This window comes from Kitasatospora sp. NPDC056651 (assembly GCF_042792155.1).
Classification (GTDB): Bacteria; Actinomycetota; Actinomycetes; order Streptomycetales; family Streptomycetaceae; genus Kitasatospora.
In genome coordinates, this window is sequence record NZ_JBHTWX010000005.1 from 125,687 (window position 1) to 145,617 (window position 19,931).

The following is a 19,931-nucleotide window of genomic DNA, read 5'->3' on the forward strand; positions in this document are numbered from 1 at the left end:
CGCCGCTCAGGCGGTCAGCCCTCCAGCCGCTTGGCGTCGATCTCGGCGATCAGGTTCTCGATCAGGGTCCTGATCTCGTCGCGGATCGGGCGGACGGCTTCGACGCCCTGGCCGGCCGGGTCGTCGAGCTTCCAGTCGAGGTACTTCCTGCCGGGGAAGTACGGGCAGGCGTCGCCGCAGCCCATGGTGATGACGTAGTCGGACGCCTGGACGGCCTCGGCGGTGAGGATCTTCGGCCTCCGGTCCGAGATGTCGACGCCGACCTCGGCCATCGCCGCGACGGCGGCCGGATTGACCTGGTCGCCCGGCGCCGAGCCGGCGGAACGGACCTCGACGCGGTCGCCCGCGAGGTGCTGGAGGAAACCGGCGGCCATCTGGGAGCGGCCGGCGTTGTGGACACAGACGAACAGCACGGAGGCTGCGGGGGAGGCGGTCATCTCGCTCTTCCTCGGAGACGGGGCGCGGCACGACACGACCGGGCGGGCGCGGTCGATCCCGCGGTACGGCCTTGCGGCAGTCGTGGTGTCCGCAGACCGACCGCGCTGCGGACAGTCGACGGCCCGTGCGGAGCGGCCGCCGACACCGCCAAACGTATCACCAGACAATGATGTCAGTCGATAGTGATGTGAATACCGAGGGTGGCGACCCGGGGCCGCGCGGTGAGCCGTCGGGGCCGCCCGCGCGGAGGCCGTCACCAGCCCCGATGGCGCCGCCCTAGGATTCAAGGCATGGACGGAACCACGCTGCCACAGGGAGAACCCATACCGATGACGACGCGACGCACCCGCTGGCAGGAGGCGGGAAACAGCGGAGGCTTCGGCAAGCGGTTCGCCGAGCTGATCGCCGCCGGCGAGGACGTCGACGGCGAGGCCCGGCTCGCAGACACGCTCCTGTCGCGCGGGGCGCGGGTGCTCGATGCCGGCGCCGGCATGGGCCGGGTGGCCGCCGCACTCCTGAAGCGCGGGCACGACGTGGTCGCGATCGAGCCCGACGAGGCCCTGGTCCGGCAGGCCCGGGAGGCCTACCCCGGGCTGCCGATCGAGGAACGCGACATCCTCGACCTCGGCCCCGAGGACGGCCCGTTCGACCTGGTCGTCTGCGTGGGCAACGTCATCGTCTACCTGGCCGAGGGCACCGAACGCGCGGCGCTGCGCGCGATGCGCGACGTGCTCGGCGAGAACGGCCGGATCCTGGTCGGTTTCCACCTCCAGGACCCGCCGCCGCATGCCCGGATCTACCCGGCGGCGGAGTTCGAGGCGGACGTGGCCGCCGCCGGACTGCGCGTCGACCTGCGGGCCGGCACCTATCAACTGCATCCCGCGAACGACGCCTACGGTGTCTGGATCCTCAGCCGCGCCCAGGACTGACCCTCGCTCCGGGGCCGGTGGCCCGGCCGCGGGCCCGGAGCCGATCCGCCGCGGCCGGCACCGGCGTCGAGGGAGTGCGCGGACGGCGAACGCCCCTCGGCGGCAGCGGCGCGCCGGCGCGTCGACCGGGGCGGATTCGGCGGCGGGCTTGGAGCCGCCGCCGGCTTCGGCTAACGTATCACCGCATGGTGATGTCAGCAGTTGGTGATGTGAACGACGCGGTGGACGTGCTGAAGGCCGTCGCCGACCCGCTGAGGATGCGGATCCTCACCCTGCTCGCCCGCGAAGCCCTCTGCACCAGCCACCTGGTCGAGGAGACCGGCGCCCGGCAGACCAACCTGTCCAACCACCTCAAGATCCTTCGCGAGGCCGGACTGGTCGACACCGAGCCCTGCGGCCGCTTCACCTACTACAAGCTCCGCGCGGACGCCCTGGACGGACTCGCCGGGCTCCTCGGCGACCTCGCCGCCACCGCCCGCGCCAACACCGACGCGAAGAGGTCCTGCCCGTGACCGCCACCAAGACCACCGCTCCCCCGGACCACCCCGGGGCCGGACCGGTCGGCAAGCTCTCCTTCCTGGACCGCTTCCTCGCGGTGTGGATCCTGCTCGCCATGGGCCTCGGGCTCGGCCTCGGCCGTCTGGTCCCCGGGCTGAACGACGCCCTCGCCAAGGTCGAGGTCGGCGGCGTCTCCCTGCCGATCGGCCTCGGCCTGCTGGTCATGATGTACCCGGTGCTCGCGAAGGTGCGGTACGACCGCCTGCACACCGTCACCGGCGACCGCAGGCTGATGGCCTCCTCCCTGGTCATCAACTGGGTGCTCGGCCCCGCCGTCATGTTCGCCCTGGCCTGGCTCCTCCTGCCGGACCTGCCCGAGTACCGCACCGGCCTGATCATCGTCGGACTCGCCCGCTGCATCGCCATGGTCATCATCTGGAACGACCTCGCCTGCGGCGACCGCGAGGCCGCCGCCGTCCTCGTCGCCCTCAACTCCGTCTTCCAGGTCGTCATGTTCGGCGTGCTCGGCTGGTTCTACCTCGACGTCCTGCCCGGCTGGCTCGGCCTCGAACAGGACGGCCTGCACTTCTCCGTCACCAAGATCGTCGTCAACGTGCTGGTCTTCCTGGGCATCCCGCTCATCGCCGGCTTCCTCACCCGCCGCCTCGGCGAGAAGAAGCTCGGCCGCGAGACCTACGAGCAGAAGTTCCTGCCGAAGATCGGCCCCTGGGCCCTGTACGGCCTGCTGTTCACGATCGTGATCCTCTTCGCCCTCCAGGGGAAGACCATCACCAACCAGCCCGGCGACGTCGCCCGCATCGCCCTCCCGCTGCTCGCCTACTTCGCGATCATGTGGTTCGGCACCTTCGCGCTCGGCAAGGCCATCGGCCTCGCCTACGACCGCACCACCACCCTCGCCTTCACCGCCGCCGGGAACAACTTCGAACTCGCCATCGCGGTCGCCATCGCCACCTTCGGCGTCACCTCCGGCCAGGCCCTGTCCGGAGTCGTCGGCCCCCTCATCGAGGTGCCCGTCCTCATCGCCCTCGTCTACGTCTCCCTCGCCTGGCGCAAGCGGTTCGCCCCGACCGCCGTCACCACCGCGGCGAAGGAGTCCTGACCTCCCCCGCACTGCCTGGAGTGCCGTCCGGCAGGCACGACCGGCACCGCCGGTCGATCCGGTGATCCCGCCCGCGAACCCGCTGACGGTTCCGCCGGAGGAGCTCAGGGACATCACGGTCGCCACGCCGGTCAGCGGGCGAGGACGTGGCCGTCGTCGGGGCGGTGGTCGCGGGAGCGGCGCAGGTCGGTGGTGACGTAGGTGCGCTGCAGCCAGCGGTCCGCCCCGTCGTAGCGGGGCCGGAAGGCGGTGCGGCCGTGGACGGTGACGCGGTTGTCGATGACGACCAGGTCGCCGGGGGTCAGGCGCAGGCTGCGGGCACTCGCCTCGCAGGCGCGGCCGAACTCGGCCAGCGCGGCGGCGGCCCGAGGGGTGAGCGGTGTGGTGACGAGCTGGGCCATGCGGATGTCGGGGTCCTCGGCCGCGCCGGACAGCACCGGCGTGGGCTCGGGTTCGGCCCCGCTCGCGTCGGTGCCGAAGGAAGGCGGTGGTGCGGTGAGGAACTCCGGCGCGAACAGGGCCTCCCGGCTGGCCGGCGTGAGCAGCGGCAGCGCTTGGCGGATGCCGGCGACGCGCATGCCGGCGATCCCGTCGTGGTCGGCGCGCAGGCACAGGAAGACCACGTAGTCGGGCGGGTGGGGGTGGAAGCCGTTCTCGCTGTGGAAGGACAGCGGCACGGACCCGGCGTTGCCGTGGAAGGACTCCTGCCCGGGTACGGGCACGACGTCCTGGACGAGGGCGCCCGACTTCTCGGCCCGGTAGGCGAGTGGCTCGCCGAGCCCGCAGGCCACCATGGTGAGCAGTGCGGCGGGGACGGTGGCCCGGCGCTGGACCGAGCCGGGGACGGCCGGGGTCGGCGGCAGCGAGGCCCCGTCGACGGGCAGGCCGCCGATCACCAGGGTGCCGTGCGGGCCGGAGTACCTGCGGAACCGGCGCAGCGCGCGGCGCAGCGGGAGCGGGAGTTCGTCCCAGCCGTCCCTGGCCCGGTCCACCCACTCGGGGTCGTCGACCCGGCCGCGCCCGTCGGCGCACAGGGCGCGGGCCAGACGCTCGCACGCGTCGGTGTCGGCCTGTTCCAGGGTCCAGTCGGCGGCGGTGTTCTGCGTGGTGCCGGGCATCGGGTCTCCTGCCGGGAGTGCGAACGGTGGGCGCGCTGGCTCAGGAGTGGCGCAGGCCGGCCACGGCGTCGGCGATGTAGTGGTCCCCGAATCGGATCAGGGGGGCGTACTGGGCCGCGCGGCGGTGGCGCATCAGCCGTAGTTCCGCGACGGCCTTGTCGGGGCCTTCGGGCCGTTGGGCGATGGAGCGGCGCAGGTGCACCATCGAGTACGCGAGGGTGATGTGCCGTTCGGCGTCCACGATGTCGGCTTCCAGGAGAGCGCCCCGCGCCTCGGCCAACTCCGGTGAACGGGCGGCCAGTTGGTCGTAGGAGTCGGGGAGCGCCGTCAGCAGGTCCTTCATCGCGGCCCGGAACAGCTTGTAGCCCCGGTGCTGGCGCCCGCTGAGCGGGATGTCCGTGGCCGGCGGTGCCATGGTCCGGCGGATCTCCGCCATGTAGTGGTCGGCCGGGATCGTACTGGCGTGGTTCATGGCCGCCGGGAAGCCGCGCACGTACGCCGTCGCGTCCGCCAGCCGCCCCAGCGCGGCATCGATGTCACCGTCCCGCAGCCGGCCCGTGGCGTCGGCGACCGCGACCGCCGCGCAGACGTTGAACAGGACGTGGACCTGGTGCCCGATGAGCCACCGGGCGCTCCACACGCTCTCCAACGACGGGCCCGAGCCGGATTCGGGCACGGCCGCCAACGGGGCGGGCTCGGCCGCCAACGGAGCGGGCTCGGCGTCGGCGCCCGGCGCCGCGCCGGTGAGGTCGAGCACCGCCTGCCGCATCCCGGCCACCTCCTGCGCCAGGTCGGCGCCCGACAGCGGCGCTTCGCACAGGTCGTCCAGACCGCGGTGGACGACCAACGCGCCGTGCAGCGCGGCTTGTTGATCCGACAGCTCCACCTCACGGACCCGGAAGTACGACTGACTCGTCGACTCCGCCGGAACGTCCTCGCCGGCCACGGCCGGAGCCAGCGCAGCCAGCTCTGCCACCAGGTCACCTGTCGCCGCGCCGGCTTGCCGCAGCGCGGCGGTCCGCTCGCCGGGTCTGCCATGGGTCGGCACGCCGGCCAGCACGCGCGCGGCCCGTTGTGCTGCGGCATCGACCGGCGGGCCCAGCGCGGGGGCGGACCGCCCGCCCCGGGGCTCGCGGAAGACAGCGACAGGAGGATGGCCGGCAACCGGCGATGAGCCCATGGTGGAGATGGTTCGCCAGGAACATGCCATGCCAAACCTTGATTGACCGTCAATTTCGGTGCGACACGGAGGAGTTGAGCGCGCTTGCCCGTGACGGCGAGGATCGGTCGGTAGCTCCGCGTGGGATTTTCGGACACACGGGGCACGGTTCGCGCAGCCCTCACCTCCAGTTGCCGCTTTGCTCCAGCGCTCAGCCGTGGGCGGGATCGCGCCCGAAGGCGCACTACGGAGCGGTGATCACCGGGCACACACTGTTATGGCGTGTTTCGGTCCTGCCTCTCGGGTGGTTGCTTCGATAGGTTCCTCCTGATCTTGGGACTCGCCATGTCCACGCGGCACGGCGTAGCCCGCCAGTCTCCGGCCCGGGCATTGCCGTCGCACGGCCGAACAGCCTGCCCGTTTCCGTTCGAGGGAAGGGATCTTGTGGCGCTTCAGGTGGAGGATCTGCGCAAACTGTTGGACGGTGGAGGTTCTGCGGCTCCGGTGGAACTCCCCGGTAGAGAATTCGGGTTCCGCCACGACCCGTTCCTCGCGGTGGTCGCTGACGGCATCCTGCGCCTGGAGCATGCCGCCGGCGACAGTGAGGCCGACCTCGAAGCCGCCGGTACCGCCGCATCCCCCCTGCACGCCGAGCCCTTGCCCGTACGCGTCACGTTCCACGGCCAGGACGGCGAGGTGGCCGCGGTCACGCTCACGGCCGAGCCCGCCGAACCCGCCGTCCCGGCTCATCTGTTGGCGCGCGCCGTCGGTCTGGAGTGCGCCCCCCTGCCGTCGGCCGCCGCGGTCACGCGGTTCGACGTGCGGGCCGACGCCGAGCGCCTGCTGCTCACGGGCAGCGGCCCCGGGCTGCGGCTGGCGCTGCTGTGCCAGGGCGGGCGACTGCTCGTCGCCGAGCTCCAGGACGACGCGGGCCGGACCTGGCGGATCGTGGCCACGGACCGAGGCCTGACGCAGGAGCAAGTCACCTCAGCCGCAGCCGCGTTGGCCGCCGAAGGGGCTCCCGCGCCCGCCGTCGCCGGCGCGTTGCCCGCCGGCACCTGGCTGGTGATGCCCGGTCCCGTGCTCGTACCGGTGCGCGGTGACAGCGCCCGGCCGGTGCTCGACGCGGCGCGGCGGGACGGGCTGGGCCGGGCCCTGCCGGCGAGGCCCGTGCCGGCACGCCCGTTGCCGGTGCGACGGCGCGGCCCTGTCGCGTTCGCCGGGCCCGAAGGGTTCACGGTCGTCGCCTCCGCCCCTGCCGCCCGCAGTCCGCGCGGCTGGGGTATCGGCAAGCCGTCCGACGGTGACGGCGTCGTGATCAGCTACAGCAACCCGCCGCTGTCGGTCGACGGCGCCCTGGTGGCCCTACCCGCCACCCCGCCGTACCGTACGGTGCTGGGCGGCGTGCTGCTGGTGGACGCCGGTGTGGTGGCGGGCAGCGCGGTGGGCGCCTACGTCGTGCCCCGGGACTCCGGGCTCCAGCCGTCCCTCTTCGCGTTCGGCGCGCTGGGCTCGGACAAGGGCATCGGACCGCCGCCGTTCCAGGTGCGCGGCGTCGCGCTCGGCCTGGGCTGGAACAGCCGGATCCGGCTGCCGGAGGTGGAGGCGATGAACGACTTCCCGTTCATCGCCGCGCTCAAGGATCCGGGGGCGATCGGGGGAGCCGACGGCGACCCGGTGGAGATCCTGAAGACGATCACCGGCGGCGCCGACCCCTGGGTGCGCCCGGCCCAGGACGAACTGTGGGTGGCGGCCGGGCTGGCGTTCAGCTGCTTCGAGGCCGTCAAGGGCCATGCGATGGCGGTCGTGCAGACCGGCGCGGACCTGACCATCGGCCTGCTCGGACTCGCCTCCACCGAGTACCCGCCGGGCGGAGGCCGGACGTACGCCAAGGCCGAGATCGGCATCGAGGTCGTCGTCAAACCGAACAAGGGCGAGCTGCGGCTGGCGGCCGCGCTGACCCCGAACTCCTTCCTCCTGGACCCGAACTGCCGGCTGCGCGGCGGCGTCGCGCTCGTCACCTGGTACGGGCCCAGTCGGCAGGCCGGGGACTTCGTCTTCACCCTCGGCGGCTACCACCCCAGGTTCCGACGGCCCGACCACTACCCGGCGCCGGCCCGACTCGGCTTCGACTGGGACCTGACGGGCAGCGTCACCGTCTCCGGCGGCGTCTACTTCGCGATCACGCCGTCCGCCGTGATGGTCGGCGGCGAGCTGGAGGTGAACTTCCACTCCGGGATCCTGCGCGCCTGGCTCGTCGCCCGGGCGGACGCGCTCATCCAGTGGCGCCCGTTCCACTTCGACCTCGGCATCAGCGTCAGGATCGGCGTCCAGGCCCAGATCAAGATCCTCTTCGTCAAGATCACGATCAGGATCGAGATCGGCGCGAGCCTGAGCCTGTTCGGGCCACCGACCGGCGGCGAGGCCACCGTCCACCTGTGGTTCATCTCGTTCACCATCCGGTTCGGGGCCGATCGCGACGAGGGGCCGAGGTACCTGGACTGGGACGGCTTCAAGGACATGCTGCCCCCGCCCGGCAACCTCGTGCAGATCCACGCCGGCTCGGGTCTGATCAGCGATGACTCCCTCAGCGGCGGGCACGGCGGGGCCTGGCTCGTCTCCTCGGCGGGCTTCGACTTCACCGTCGATTCCGCCGTGCCGATCACCGAGATGTATCTCGACAAGCGCTCCAACCCGGTGGCGGAGCGCGGCAGCCGGATCGGTGTGCGGCCGATGGGCGAGAGCGGCCGCACCAGCACCCAACTCGTCGCCGTCACCCTGGAGGGCGACCCGCTGCCGCTGACCGGCACCTGGCACGCCACCTTCCACCGGACCTCCGTGCCGCAGTCCCTGTGGGGCACGGGCGCCCCCAACGCGCTGCCCGCCCCCGGCGCCCAGCTGATCCACGAACAGCTGACCGGGGTGCGGCTGGCCTCCCCGGCCACCGAGAACGGCGAGTCCACCGGCTACATCTCCGCCCAGCACCTGGCCTTCGACCCGATGGCGCCCGGCACCCAGCCGCTCGACCCCGGAGCGGCACCCGTCGGTCCCGTGCCGCGCCGCCTGGCCGGGGCCGCTGTCATCGACCGCATCCGCACCACCGTCGACGCGGCCCCGCAGCGCACCGCCCGGCGCGCCCTCGCCGAGGCCTTCACCGGCTTCGGCGTCGGCCTCGGTGAGCTCGACGGCGACCTTCCCGGCTACGTCCGCGCCGCCGAGACCGCCTTCACCGCAGCCCCCCTGCTCGTGCCGGCCAGCTGAGAGGTACGTACCCGTGACCACGCCCGACGTCGAGCACCGCATGCGACTGTTCGACCACCGCATCCCGTCCCTGTACGCGGGCAAGCACACCATCAGCGTCGATCAGACCCTGGATGCGACCGGTGCCACCCTGCCCTCGCACCAGCAGCGCTTCGACGTGCGGCAGCTGCGGTTCACCATCGCGCCCACCGACGTCCAGGCGTGCTACCCGCTGCCGGGGGCGAGCGGCTCCTACAGCCAGATCCTGCCGCACATCACCCTGGACACCCCCGCCCTGCCATGGCTGCGGCGCCTGCGCGGCCAGGACAAGAGCGTGCCCTGGGCGGCCCTGCTCGTCTTCCGCGAGAACGAACTGCCCGACGACCCGCGGGCGGTCGGCGCGGTCGACGTCCTGACCGTCCGCCAGCTCCTGGGCCGCGAGAAGCCCGGCCGGCCGCCCGCCATCGCGGACGAGTACGTCTTCGACGACGAGTGGGACACGGTCTGCACCACCGTCCTGGTCCCCGGCGCCCAGTTCACCGCCCTCGCCCCCACCCCCGCCGAGATGGCCATGCTCGCCCACGTCCGCGAGGGCGGGCCACCCGACGCCACCCACACCCGCGCGGCCGGCGAGCCCGAGCCGGAACCGGACGTCGAGGACCTGAACGCGGTCGTCGTCGCCAACCGCTTCCCGGCCGTGGACGGCGGCATGCACGTCGTCCACCTGGTCTCCCTCGACGGGTTCGAGGACTACCTCGACGGCACCACCCCGCCCGCCGAGGGGCTGCGGATGGTCTCCCTGTGGTCGTGGTCGTTCGAGTCCGTGTACGACACCGGCGTCGGCTTCGGCGACCTCGCCCACAACCTCGCCGACGGCCCCGACGCCCGCCCCGACCTGCTGCTGCGCCGCCGCGCCCAGCGGCCCGCGCAGCCCACCTCGGCCCAGCGCGAGGCCCTGGACCGGCTGGCCTCCGGCGCCGCCGCCCTTCCCCAGCGCCTGGACTCCGGCGAGCGCACCCTCGCCTACTACCGCGGCCCGCTCACGGCCGCCCCCGCCCAGCGACTGCCCGCTCCCGGCGAGGGCCACGAGCGCCTGGAGTCGGCCGGCGAGGCCCTGATCTATGTCGAACAGCACGGCGTCTTCGACACCGGCTATGCGGCCGCGTTCAGTCTCGGGCGCCAACTGTCCCTCGGCGACGCCGAGTTCCACACCGCGCTGATGGAGTTCCGCAAAGCCGCCCGCAGCGCGGCCCGCCGGCTGTTCACCCGCTCCGGCCCCGCCGGGCGCGCGGCCACCGCCGAGGCGCTGACCGGCCACCCGGCGCGTGAGGCCTTCGACCGGCTGCTCACCGAGACCGGCGGCGCACGGCTCAGCCACGCGCTGACCACGGCAGGCGCGCGGATCGCGGCCGGACACCGGCGCGCCGCCGCACCCCGTGCGGCAGGCACCGGCCCGCTCGTGGCGGAGACACTGCGGGCCACCGTCGCCCGGGCCGAGACCCACGGCCTGCTGCGCGCGGCCCTCGCGCACGAACTGGACCCGGTCGCCGCGTGGCTGGCCCGGCTGCCGCTCCTGGAGATGATCCCGTTCGAGCACCTGGTGCCCGACCCCGCGATGCTGCCGCCCGAGTCCATCCGCTTCGCCTACACCGACCCCGGCTGGGTGCGCGCGGCCGTGGACGGCGCGCTGAGCGTCGGCGTGGGCCACGCCCTGGACGCCGACCTCAACCAGCTCGCCGCCGATGTCGCCGCCCCGCCGCCGTGCGCCGTCCTGCTGCGCTCGGACCTCGTCCCCAACTGGCCGAAGATCATCATGGCGGCCTCCCACGACGGCGGGAGCGTCGAACCGGTGCGGCGCGCCGTCTACGGGGAGGACGTCCTGCTCATCCTCTACCCGGAGGTCATCGACACGTTCACGCTGGCCGAGCCGCCGCAGGGCCTGCACTTCGGGTTCAGCGACATCGGCACGATCGAGCTGCGGCGGATCACCGGGGCGTCGATCGGCGCGCCGATGGGCGAGTTCCCCGCCGACCCGGCCGACGACCGCTTCGCCCGCTTCCTTCGGCCCGGCGGCCGGGACGTGCTCAACGTCGCGGGCCCGGGCGACGCGCTGCTGCCCGCCCTCGGCGCGGCGCACGACGGCGCGCGGCTGAGCTCGGCCCAGTTCGCCCTCCAGATGATCAAGGCCCCTCAGCTCCAGGAATTCGTCCGGCCATGACCCCGAGGAAGCAGACGATGACGACGCAGCGCACCACCCGGCAGGCGACGGCCGGGCAGCGGGAGATGACGGCCGACAACACCCTCGTGGTCCCGGTCGAGGTCGCCGCGCTCGCGGTCAACGACCAGACCCGCATCACCGACGGGAGCTTCATCTGGCAGCGCTGGCAGGCCGACTTCGCCACCCTGGCCTGGGACAACCTGCCGCCCGAACCCGTGCCGTTCACCTTCGAGGACTGGAGCGACGACCCCGGCCGGTGCGGCGTCTACCTCCAGTGGCAGCTCCCCGAGGCCCTCACCCGCGGCCGCCACGACGAGGTGGAGGGGATCGGCGACTTCCCCCTTGTGCCCAACCGCTGGCTGGTGGTCCGCTACCGCGCCGACACCCGCCAGACCCGCGCCTGGGTCGTGCAGAGCGACTACCTCGGCACCCGCGCCGACGGCCAGCACGTGGTGCCCGGCACCGTCTCCTACCTCGACCCGGACGGCAACGGCAGCGGCGACAACGACGACGGCGAGCTGAAGGCCACCTTCCTCGGCCGCCGGTACGAGCTGAGCGCCGAGCAGCCCTGGCGCGAGCCCGCCGACGCCCGCGCGCCGTTCCTGACCGCGATCGGCTCCGGCCTGCTGACGTTCACCGCCTTCCAGCCGTACAACGAGAACGTCTTCTCCCTCCACGACCCGCTGGACGACGTGGCCGGCGACGCCCGCCTCAGCTACCACGTCAGCGGCTGGTACTCCGACCCCACGACCGACATCCTGGCCTCCGACGAACCGCTCGCCCGGCTGCTGGAGCGCCTCGAATGGCTCGCCCCGGCCGCCACCGGCGCCACCGGCCGCACCCTGTACACCGGCAGCGCGCTCGGCGTCCTGTGGCAGCCCGGAGGCGGCGTCCCCGCCTCGGACTGCCCGGGCCCCGACAACATCGCGGTCTGCGTGGCCAACAGCTCCGCCGAGGCCCTCGCCGCCCTCCCCGGGCAGAGCGACGGCGAGGGCGCGCTCAGCGCCGACGAGGCCCGCCTGTTCGGGGCGTTCGCCCTGGGCACCCTGGACGCCCTGGACCGATCCGACGGCGCCGGCGACGACCTCACCGCACGCGCCGCCCACGCCACCGGCTTCGGCCCCGCCAGCGCCGGGTTCACCTGGCGCGTCGTGGACGGCGACACCCCCGAGGCCCGCGCGGCGCTCACCGCCGCCCAACGCGCCGAGCGCCGGGAACGGGAGGAGAGGGTCGTCGCCGACCTCAACCAGGCGCAGGCCGAGCACGACGCCCTCGCCCGCGACCTGGCCGCCGCCCAGGAGCGCCTCTACCTGCTGTGGGCGCTCTCCCTGGAGGCGCGACCCCACCCCGACTTCGCCGCCGCCATCGACAACGAGCTGAACCCCGCCGTACCCCACGGCGCCGCCGGTCGCGTCACCGAACTCACCCGCAGCCTCGAAGAGAAACGCGCCCAGATCCCCTGGGGCACCACACCTGCGGAACTGGAGGCGAGCGCCGCCGCGCACGCCGCCCGCGAGGGGATGCGCTCGGCCGGAATCCTCAAGCGCGTACCCGCAGAACCGTTCGAGGACTCCACCGACCCCGTGGTCCTCCTACAGGGCGCGAACCTCAACGCCCCGCTCACCCGCGGCTCCGCCCTGCCCTGCCGACCCGCCGACCGCCTGGTCACCGCGATCGGAGCAGTCAACGCGGGCTCGGTCGTCACCGACGTCGCCCGGATCGCCACCGGCGGGCTGCCCGCCGTCGTCCCGGCCGCCCTCACCGAGTTCTTCATCCTCGCCCGCACCCCCGACCTGGGAACCGTCAAACCGGAGCAGGTCACCGGCGCGCTCCCCGCGTACGGCACGGAGGCCTGGCGCCAGCCCTGGCAGCCGCTCTACCTCATGTGGAAAGCCAGTTACACCCCGCTCGCCTACGAGGAGAACGGCCAGGCCCGCTGGCGCTTCGACGGTACCCGCTACCGCTGGACGGGCCAGGGCGAGATCCCCGAACCCGTCGAGGTGATGGGCCGTCAGATCCTCACGCCCAGCGCCGGGCACGCCCTCGCCGGACAGATCGACAACTACACGGCCTACCGCGCCGACCTGCCCCAGGAGCTGACGCGCCGGCTGCGCGAGGACGCCCGGAAGCAGGACTTCCTCTCCCAGACCCTCGACGGATTCGGCGCGACCCTCAGGCAGCGCGAGACCCGCGCGGGCCGCCGCCCGCCCCAGGCCGTCGAGCTCCTCACCGGCCCGATCGACAGCCCGGCCCCGGTGCCCGGCACCCCGCCCAAGTACGGCGGCCAGCCCTGGAAGGACTCCGTCTTCCACGAACTGCGCGCCGGGCAGCTCGCGTTCACCCGCCTGTCGGTCGTGGACCGGTTCGGCCGGGCCGTCAACCTCGTCCAGGACGAACTGCACTTCGAGCCCGTACGGCCCGGCTCGATGACCCCCGACCACCCCATCGACGAGCTCGCCCCCGACCGCCTCGTCGAACTGGGCCCGCGCCTGCTCCAACCCGCCCGGCTGCGCCTGGACTTCCTCGCGGGCGACCGCGACGAGGACGTCGCCGTCACCCCCGGCGCCAACCCGGTCTGCGCCTGGCTGCTGCACAACCGCCTCGACCGCACCCTGGCCTGCTTCGACCCCGAAGGGGTGGCCCTGGGCGAACTGCGCGAGGTCCTCTCCCCCGACGGGCGGCGCGTCGTCGACTGGGTCGCCCTGCCCGGCTCCTCCGTCACCGAACTCGCCCGGCTGGAAGCCGTCTCCCCGCACGCCTACCGTTTCCTCGCCGCCATCCGGCAGCGCGGCCCGGCCGTCCTGGCCGCCGTGCGCGCCACCCTGGACGACTCCCTCTCCATGATCGACCCCGACGGCCCCGAGGACACCGGCCTCGGCTTCCTGCTCGGCCGGCCCCTCGCCCTGGTCCGCACCCGCCTGGACCTGGAACTGTGCGGCCCCGCCCGCAGGACCGTCGGCTGGACGGAGGTCATCGACCCGCCGGAGCCGCACCTTCCCGGCTACCAGTGGTTCGTACGGCTCGGCGAGCCCGCGCACACCGACGACGGCCTCGTCGGCTGCGTCCTGGACGACGACTACGACCACTTCGAGACCGTCATCGCACCGCGCGGCGACCACGGCGGCTACCTGCGCCGGATCCCCACCGACAGCGAACCGCCCGTCCGCCTCTCCTTCGGCGGGCAACCGGCCCTGGCCACCCTCCTGGTCGACCCGCGCGTGCCGGTCCACGCCACCACCGACATCCTGCCGACCGGCACCGTCCACGTGCCGCAGGAGTTCACCGCCCGGGCCCTGGCCCGGATGACCGTCGGCTTCCGCGCCGGCCCACTGCTGGCCGCCGAGGCCGCCGGCACGGCCGTCATGCCCGCCCCCGCCACGGTCACCGGCACCTGGGCCTGGGCCGAACCGCACGGCACCGGCTGGCGCACCCTGCCCATCACCGTCCCCGACCCCGCCGCCCTGCCGCTGGGCCGCCCGGAGATCCGCTCCGGCTTCCTGCTGCTCGGCGACGCTGCCACCGCCGCCACCGCCGCCGACCACGACCACCAGAACGGACCCGCCGCATGAGCCTGACCGTCTCCCAGTCCGTCGCCGTCGGAGGGGCCCAGACCGCCTCCTCCGACCAGTCCGGGCTGGCGTACGAGATGACCACCAAGCCCGACCCGGTACGCGTCTCCCCGGCCACGGGCGCGCTGGAGAAGGCCGACATCGTCATCGTCGGCAGCCACCAGGGCTTCAACCCGATCGAGATCCGGCGCATCACCGTCGGCTTCCCCATCGGCGACCTCTCCCACGCCCTGACCGAGCACCTGAAGGAGATCGAAGCCACCGTCAACCACGCCGGCGCGAGCTGGACCCCCTCCCACAACGAGCCCGAGCAGGAGATCGTCTTCAACGCACCGGGCGGCGCCGTCGTCGTGAACCCCGGCCAGGGCGTCACCATCCAGCTGCGCAACATCCCCGTCAACCGCCAGGTCGGCACCGTCCCGCTCACCGTCATCGTCAGCTGGCGCCGGGCCGGGACCAGCGCCTCCTACAAGGACGACATCGACCTGCTGCCCGTCGGCAAGTTCCCGCCCGACTTCCGGCTCGACAACCTGCGCGCCAACCCGATCGCCCTCGACCACAGCGGCAGCACCACGCTCACCTGGGAGGCCTCCGCGGGCGCCACCTACAAGCTGCTCTACGGAACCGCCGAGATCGACGTCACCAACGTCCGCACCTACACGGTCAACAACCTCCGCCAGACCACGCCGTTCTACCTGCGCGGCGTCGCCCAGTCCGGCAACACCACCGTCGAGCGCACCCTCACCACGCTCGTCACCGTCAACATGCCGGACCTGGAGGTCACCAACCTCTACGTCAGGGGCACCCTGAGCACCCTGCGCGTCTCCAACCTGATGTGCATGAACTTCACCCCCCAGGACGGCTGGAGCGCCCCCGTCCCGGTCTCGGTCCACTCAGGGGCCAAGCCGCCGGCCGTCACCGTCCACAACGGGCGACTGCACTGCGTCCACCGGGCCCTGATCGGCGACCACCTCATGTGGACCGCCTCCGCCGACGGCCTGGACTGGCTCCCCGACCAGACCCTCGACTTCCGCAGCCCCGACACCCCGGCGCTGGCCTCGTTCGACTCCAAGTTGTACTGCGTCTTCCGGGGCATGGACGACCGTCTGGCCTGGAGCACGTACGACGGGATCCGCTGGAGCGAGCCCCAGCCGATGGAGTGGTCCACCACCCACGCACCGGCCATCGCCACCTTCGAGGGCAAGCTCTACTGCGTGTTCCGCGCCGACGACGGCCGGGTGCTCTGGACCACGTACAACGGGACGAGCTGGAGTCAGGCGACACGGGTATCGACAGCCATCAGCACCGGCGCCGCGGCCCTGGCCGTCGGGCCCGGCCGGACGGTCGGAACCCAGGCGCTGCACATGGTCTCCCATGACCCGGATGGGCAGTGGAGGCAGTCGCAGTCACCGTTTACCGGGATCAGCACCATCCCCTACGGGGTCCAGCCCACCTCGCACGGGCCGGCGGCCCTGGCCACGCTCGGACAGACCATCTACCTCGTCCGCCGCGGCGAGGACGGCGCGTACCTCCGCCAGTACACGCAGACCACCTCGAGTGCGTGGAGCACGGCGTCGCCCATCGTCACCAACTCCACCAAGGACGGCGCCGCCATGACCGTCTTCAACGACAAGATCTACCTCTTCTACATGCGCTGAACGCGCTGCGGACGGCAAGGCCACCGATCAGGGCGGTCGTTCGAGCCCGGTGAACCGCGTCGGCCGTCGCGTCCGTTCCTGTCCAAGGGGTTCTGCCGGCCAGGGTGCGACGGTGCACCGCGGCGGCCGGTCCTCCCGCGGTCCATTCGAATCCACCAAGCAAAACGGACGAACGTGAAATCCACCAGAATGCCTGAAGCGTGCAGACGCTGGACGGCAGCGATATGCTCACTCGCCCTTCTCCTGGTACTCGCCCAGCTGATCAGCGCGGCGCCGCCCGCCCACGCGGCCGTCAACGGCTACCGGTTCGCGACGTGGAACATGCGGGGCGCGAGCGAGGGCAAGAAGTGGACGGAGGACATCCCGGGGTTCTTCGAGGACCGCTCGATGCACCGGCCGCGAAATGCCGTCCTCATGATGCAGGAGGCAGGCGCCATGCCCGCCTCCTCCCCCAGCAATCCCATCACCACGCACGCCTTCAACCCGGGCTACACGGACTACACCAATCCGGTGGGAGTGCCGGCGACCGTTCCGATCACCGTGTACCAGTACAACTTCGGGACGGCCAGCCGGCCCACCCACACCCTCTACTGGATTCGGACCGACACGAACCCGACCACCCCGGGTAGCGGCCGGGTCAACATGGCCATCATGGTCAGACTGGACCAGCTCAACGGAAACGTTCCGCAGCCGCTGGTGATCCAGCCGGACACGATGCCGGGCGGCTCGCGGCCGCGGCCCTTGATCGGCGTGCGCATCGGCAACGACTCGTTCTACAGCATCCACGGATTCTCCGGCAGCGGAAACGACCGGCACCGCGCCGTGGCCGCGGTCCGTGACCGCGGCTCCGTCCCCGGCGGACAATGGGTCGTCGCCGGTGACTTCAACTACAACCTCCAGAGCCCGGGCGCCCCCGCGAATCCGAACGACGCGTTCCAGGGAATGCAGCCCGGAAACACCGTGATGAGGACGGGTGAATTCACTCATCACGACAGCGACCTCAACGAGAACAGCGAACTGGACTACGCCGTGTCGAGCGATCCGCCGACCGGAGCCGTCCGCGCGTCGCGGATGCTGAACCTGGGATCCGACCACTGGCCGGTCGAGTTCAACTCCCCGTTCGCCCAGCCTCCGTGCACGGGGTTCGGAGTGACGGACAACAGCGATCCCTGCGTACCGCCGCCCACCATGGCCGCGCGCAGCACAGGGGTGATCTTCAGCAACCGCACCGGTTGTGACCTGACGCTGGAGTGGCGCGGGCTGCTGCACGGCATCTGGACCGCCTCTCCGCCCGATCGCATCTCCAGGGAGCAGGGTGCGTCATGGGGCTCGGAGAGCTCGGGGATCGCGACCGGGACGGAGGCCAACGTCCGGTACGTCACCCAGAACTGCTCGATCAGGAGCAATGACAACCGCCAGGTGCAACTGCACTGGGACAACCCGTTCATCGGTTCCAACAGCTACGACGAGGCCGGCAGCGACTACTCCACGTTCAGGATCGACCGGGCGGGCGGCGTCGGCAACAACGCCGTCGTGACCTGGACCGTCGGGCAGAAGCCGCTGGCCGTCGTGGCGATGGGTGACAGCTACATCTCGGGCGAGGCCGGCCGCTGGGCCGGGAACGCGAACAGCGGAAGCGGCGGCTCCGCCTGGGGCACGGACCGGGCCTCATCCGCCTGCAACGCCGACGAGAGCAACTGTCAGCACGACCTGCAAGGGGTCTACGGGGACACCGGCTACGACGGGGGCAGTCGGTGTGACCGCTCCGACGTGTCGGAGATCGCCGGCGCCGAGATCGACGGCGTCCCGCCCGAGCTGCGGTTCAACCTGGCCTGTTCGGGGGCGACCACGGACAACGTGGTCCAGAGCGGCTTCAAGGGGGAGAAGCCGCAGGTCGAGCAGCTGAAGGAACTGGCGAAGCTCTACCAGATCAAGACGATCGTCCTGTCGGTGGGAGGCAACGACCTGGACCTCGTCGGGGCCATGACGCAGTGCGGGTTCAACTTCATGACCGGCCTGAAGTCCTGCAAGGCGGCGGGGGCGGACGGCGTGATCCGGGGCAAGCTCGCCGGCGTCGAGGACAAGGTGGTGGGCGCGACGGACGCCATCCACGCCGCCATGCGCTCCCAGGGTTACGACAGCGGGAACTACCGTCTGGTGCTCCAGTCCTACCCGGGCCCCATCGCCGACGCCGACGACAACCACTACCGCTACCCGGCGGAGAACTACGAGCGCTACCAGTCGGGCGGATGCCCGTTCTACAACGAGGACGCCACCTGGGCCCGCAAGGAGGTCATCCCCGCCGTCAGCACGATGCTCAGGAGCGCCGCACGGCGCGGGAACGCCTTCTTCATCGACATGCAGGACGCGCTCGCCGGACACGAACTGTGCCGCACCGGCACCAAGCAGGCCACTGCGGCCAACAGCTCGGCCAACCCGCTCCCGGCGGCGCAGGCCGAATGGGTGCGCTGGGTCCCGTACGTGCTGATGCCGTGGGGCTCCCAGGGCGACAAGCAGGAAGCCATCCACCCGAACGCCTACGGACAGCGGGCACTCAGCAGCTGCCTGACCCAGGCGAACAACCAGATCAGCAGCGGCGGCCGGGAATTCCGGTGCAGCTCCTCCCCCGGGTCCTCGCTGCCCTCCCTGCAGACGGTCGAGTACGACCCGATGTACACCTACGGGTCCGTGAACCGGGCCACCGGCTTCCTCGCCTCCGTCCAGGACCGCTCCGCCCCCTCCGTCCGCACGGACTACGTCAAGGACCCGATCACGGGCGACCCGCGGCCGCCGGCCGGGCCGGAGCTGAAGCTCGGCGTGCCCCGCAGCTACACGGGCGGCTTCTTCGCCCCCGGAGGGAAGTTCAAGGACGGCTACCAGTCGTCGTTCACGTACGACAACGCCGCCGCCGTCTACGCCTTCCTCCAGACCGGGGAGTACGACCGGGCCAAGAAACTCGGCGACAGCCTGCTGTACGCCCAGGACCACGACCCGGTCAACGACGGCCGCATCCGCGCGTCCTACCTGCCCGACCCGTTCATCACCACCCTCGGGCGCGACTACCCGGTCGGCACCCCCTACATCGGCGGCTGGTCCGTCTACACGGGGAACATGGCCTGGGCCGGCATGGCCTTCGCCCACCTGTACAAGGCCACCGGGGACGGCAGGTACCTCGCCGGCGCGCTGCGGGCCGCGAACTGGATCCAGGCCAACTCCGCCGACGACCGCGGCGTCGGCGGCTACACCGGCGGCTACGCCGACGACTCCCCGGGCGAGAACGGCACCGGGATGGTCAAGCGGACCTGGAAGGCCACCGAACACAACATCGACGTCGGCGCCTTCTTCGCCATGCTGAACCAGCTCACCGGCGACCAGGTGTGGAAGGCCCGTTCCGACAACGCCTTCACGTTCGTCAAGAGCATGCTCAGCGCCGACCTCAACCACCTGTGGACCGGCACCGGACTGGACGGGGTCAGCGTCAACGAGGACGCCGTCCCCGAGGACATCCAGACCTGGAGCTACCTCGCCACCCTCGACCCCGCCTACGCGCGCACCGTCGACTGGGCCGCGGGACGCATGGCGGCCTCCGACGGACCGGTGAACCCCGCGACCGGCCAACGGATGTTCCAGGGCGTCGGATTCACCACCCTCGACACCACCGGTGTCTGGTTCGAGGGCACCGCGCACCTCCTGGCCGCCTATCAGGCACGCAAGGCCGCCGGGGACACCGACAAGGCCAATGCCCTGATCAACACCCTGCAGCAGGCCCAGGAGCACGCCCCCAACGCCGACGGGGCGGGCATCGTCGCCGCGTCGCACGACTATCTCGACACCGGGCAGGGCGACCGCTACCACGCCTCCCTGCACACCGGCGCGACCGCCTGGTTCATCATCGGCGCCAAGGGAGGAAACCCCTTCCGGCTCTGAACCGACAGTCCACCGAAGCGGCCGTGTCCGGCCCCGGTACCCACCGGGGCCGGACAC

11 protein-coding genes are annotated in these 19,931 nt (G+C 72.2%); 8 read left to right on the plus strand and 3 right to left on the minus strand.

Annotated elements, in window-relative coordinates; all coding sequences use genetic code 11:
- Positions 1 to 14: 14 nt before the first annotated feature.
- A complete protein-coding gene (locus ACFRAR_RS04595; RefSeq protein ID WP_380694704.1) occupies positions 15 to 437 on the minus strand; it encodes an arsenate reductase ArsC in 423 nt (140 codons plus the stop codon).
- A gap of 330 nt (positions 438 to 767) precedes the next feature.
- Between ACFRAR_RS04595 and ACFRAR_RS04600 the strand changes: the two genes are divergently transcribed.
- From ACFRAR_RS04600 to arsB, 3 genes are all read left to right on the plus strand, one after another.
- Positions 768 to 1,367: a class I SAM-dependent methyltransferase gene (locus ACFRAR_RS04600; RefSeq protein ID WP_380694706.1), complete on the plus strand. Its 600-nt coding sequence runs from the start codon at positions 768 to 770 to the stop codon at positions 1,365 to 1,367.
- 185 nt (positions 1,368 to 1,552) lie between these two features.
- Positions 1,553 to 1,879, plus strand: a complete 327-nt coding sequence (locus ACFRAR_RS04605; RefSeq protein ID WP_380694708.1) for an ArsR/SmtB family transcription factor — start codon at positions 1,553 to 1,555, stop codon at positions 1,877 to 1,879.
- Positions 1,876 to 2,985 (plus strand): ACR3 family arsenite efflux transporter, encoded by a 1,110-nt coding sequence (gene arsB, locus ACFRAR_RS04610; protein WP_380694710.1) that lies wholly within the window; start codon positions 1,876 to 1,878, stop codon positions 2,983 to 2,985. The genes ACFRAR_RS04605 and arsB overlap by 4 nt, the downstream gene beginning before the upstream one ends.
- Before the next feature lie 131 nt (positions 2,986 to 3,116).
- Here arsB and ACFRAR_RS04615 read toward each other — a convergent pair whose 3' ends face one another.
- Both ACFRAR_RS04615 and ACFRAR_RS04620 read right to left on the minus strand, forming a co-directional pair.
- Positions 3,117 to 4,103: a TauD/TfdA family dioxygenase gene (locus ACFRAR_RS04615; RefSeq protein ID WP_380694712.1), complete on the minus strand. Its 987-nt coding sequence runs from the start codon at positions 4,101 to 4,103 to the stop codon at positions 3,117 to 3,119.
- A gap of 40 nt (positions 4,104 to 4,143) precedes the next feature.
- Positions 4,144 to 5,079 (minus strand): hypothetical protein, encoded by a 936-nt coding sequence (locus tag ACFRAR_RS04620; protein WP_380694714.1) that lies wholly within the window; start codon positions 5,077 to 5,079, stop codon positions 4,144 to 4,146.
- Between the two features lie 687 nt (positions 5,080 to 5,766).
- Here ACFRAR_RS04620 and ACFRAR_RS04625 point away from each other — a divergent pair.
- From ACFRAR_RS04625 to ACFRAR_RS04645, 5 genes are all read left to right on the plus strand, one after another.
- The gene (locus tag ACFRAR_RS04625; RefSeq protein ID WP_380694716.1) at positions 5,767 to 8,523 is read left to right on the plus strand and encodes a DUF6603 domain-containing protein; all 2,757 of its coding nucleotides are present in this window, start codon (positions 5,767 to 5,769) and stop codon (positions 8,521 to 8,523) included.
- A gap of 13 nt (positions 8,524 to 8,536) precedes the next feature.
- On the plus strand, positions 8,537 to 10,720 hold the full coding sequence (locus ACFRAR_RS04630) for a hypothetical protein (RefSeq protein ID WP_380694718.1): 2,184 nt from the start codon (positions 8,537 to 8,539) through the stop codon (positions 10,718 to 10,720).
- Positions 10,721 to 10,737: 17 nt separating this feature from the next.
- Positions 10,738 to 14,289 carry a hypothetical protein gene (locus ACFRAR_RS04635; protein ID WP_380694719.1) on the plus strand — a complete coding sequence of 1,184 codons (3,552 nt, stop codon included), beginning with the start codon at positions 10,738 to 10,740 and terminating at the stop codon, positions 14,287 to 14,289.
- Entirely contained in the window at positions 14,286 to 15,947 is a 1,662-nt protein-coding gene (locus ACFRAR_RS04640) for a hypothetical protein (protein ID WP_380694721.1), read from the plus strand. The genes ACFRAR_RS04635 and ACFRAR_RS04640 overlap by 4 nt, the downstream gene beginning before the upstream one ends.
- Positions 15,948 to 16,136: 189 nt before the next feature.
- Complete coding sequence (locus tag ACFRAR_RS04645; RefSeq protein ID WP_380694723.1) at positions 16,137 to 19,874, plus strand: endonuclease/exonuclease/phosphatase family protein; 3,738 nt, start codon at positions 16,137 to 16,139, stop codon at positions 19,872 to 19,874.
- Positions 19,875 to 19,931 lie beyond the last annotated feature (57 nt).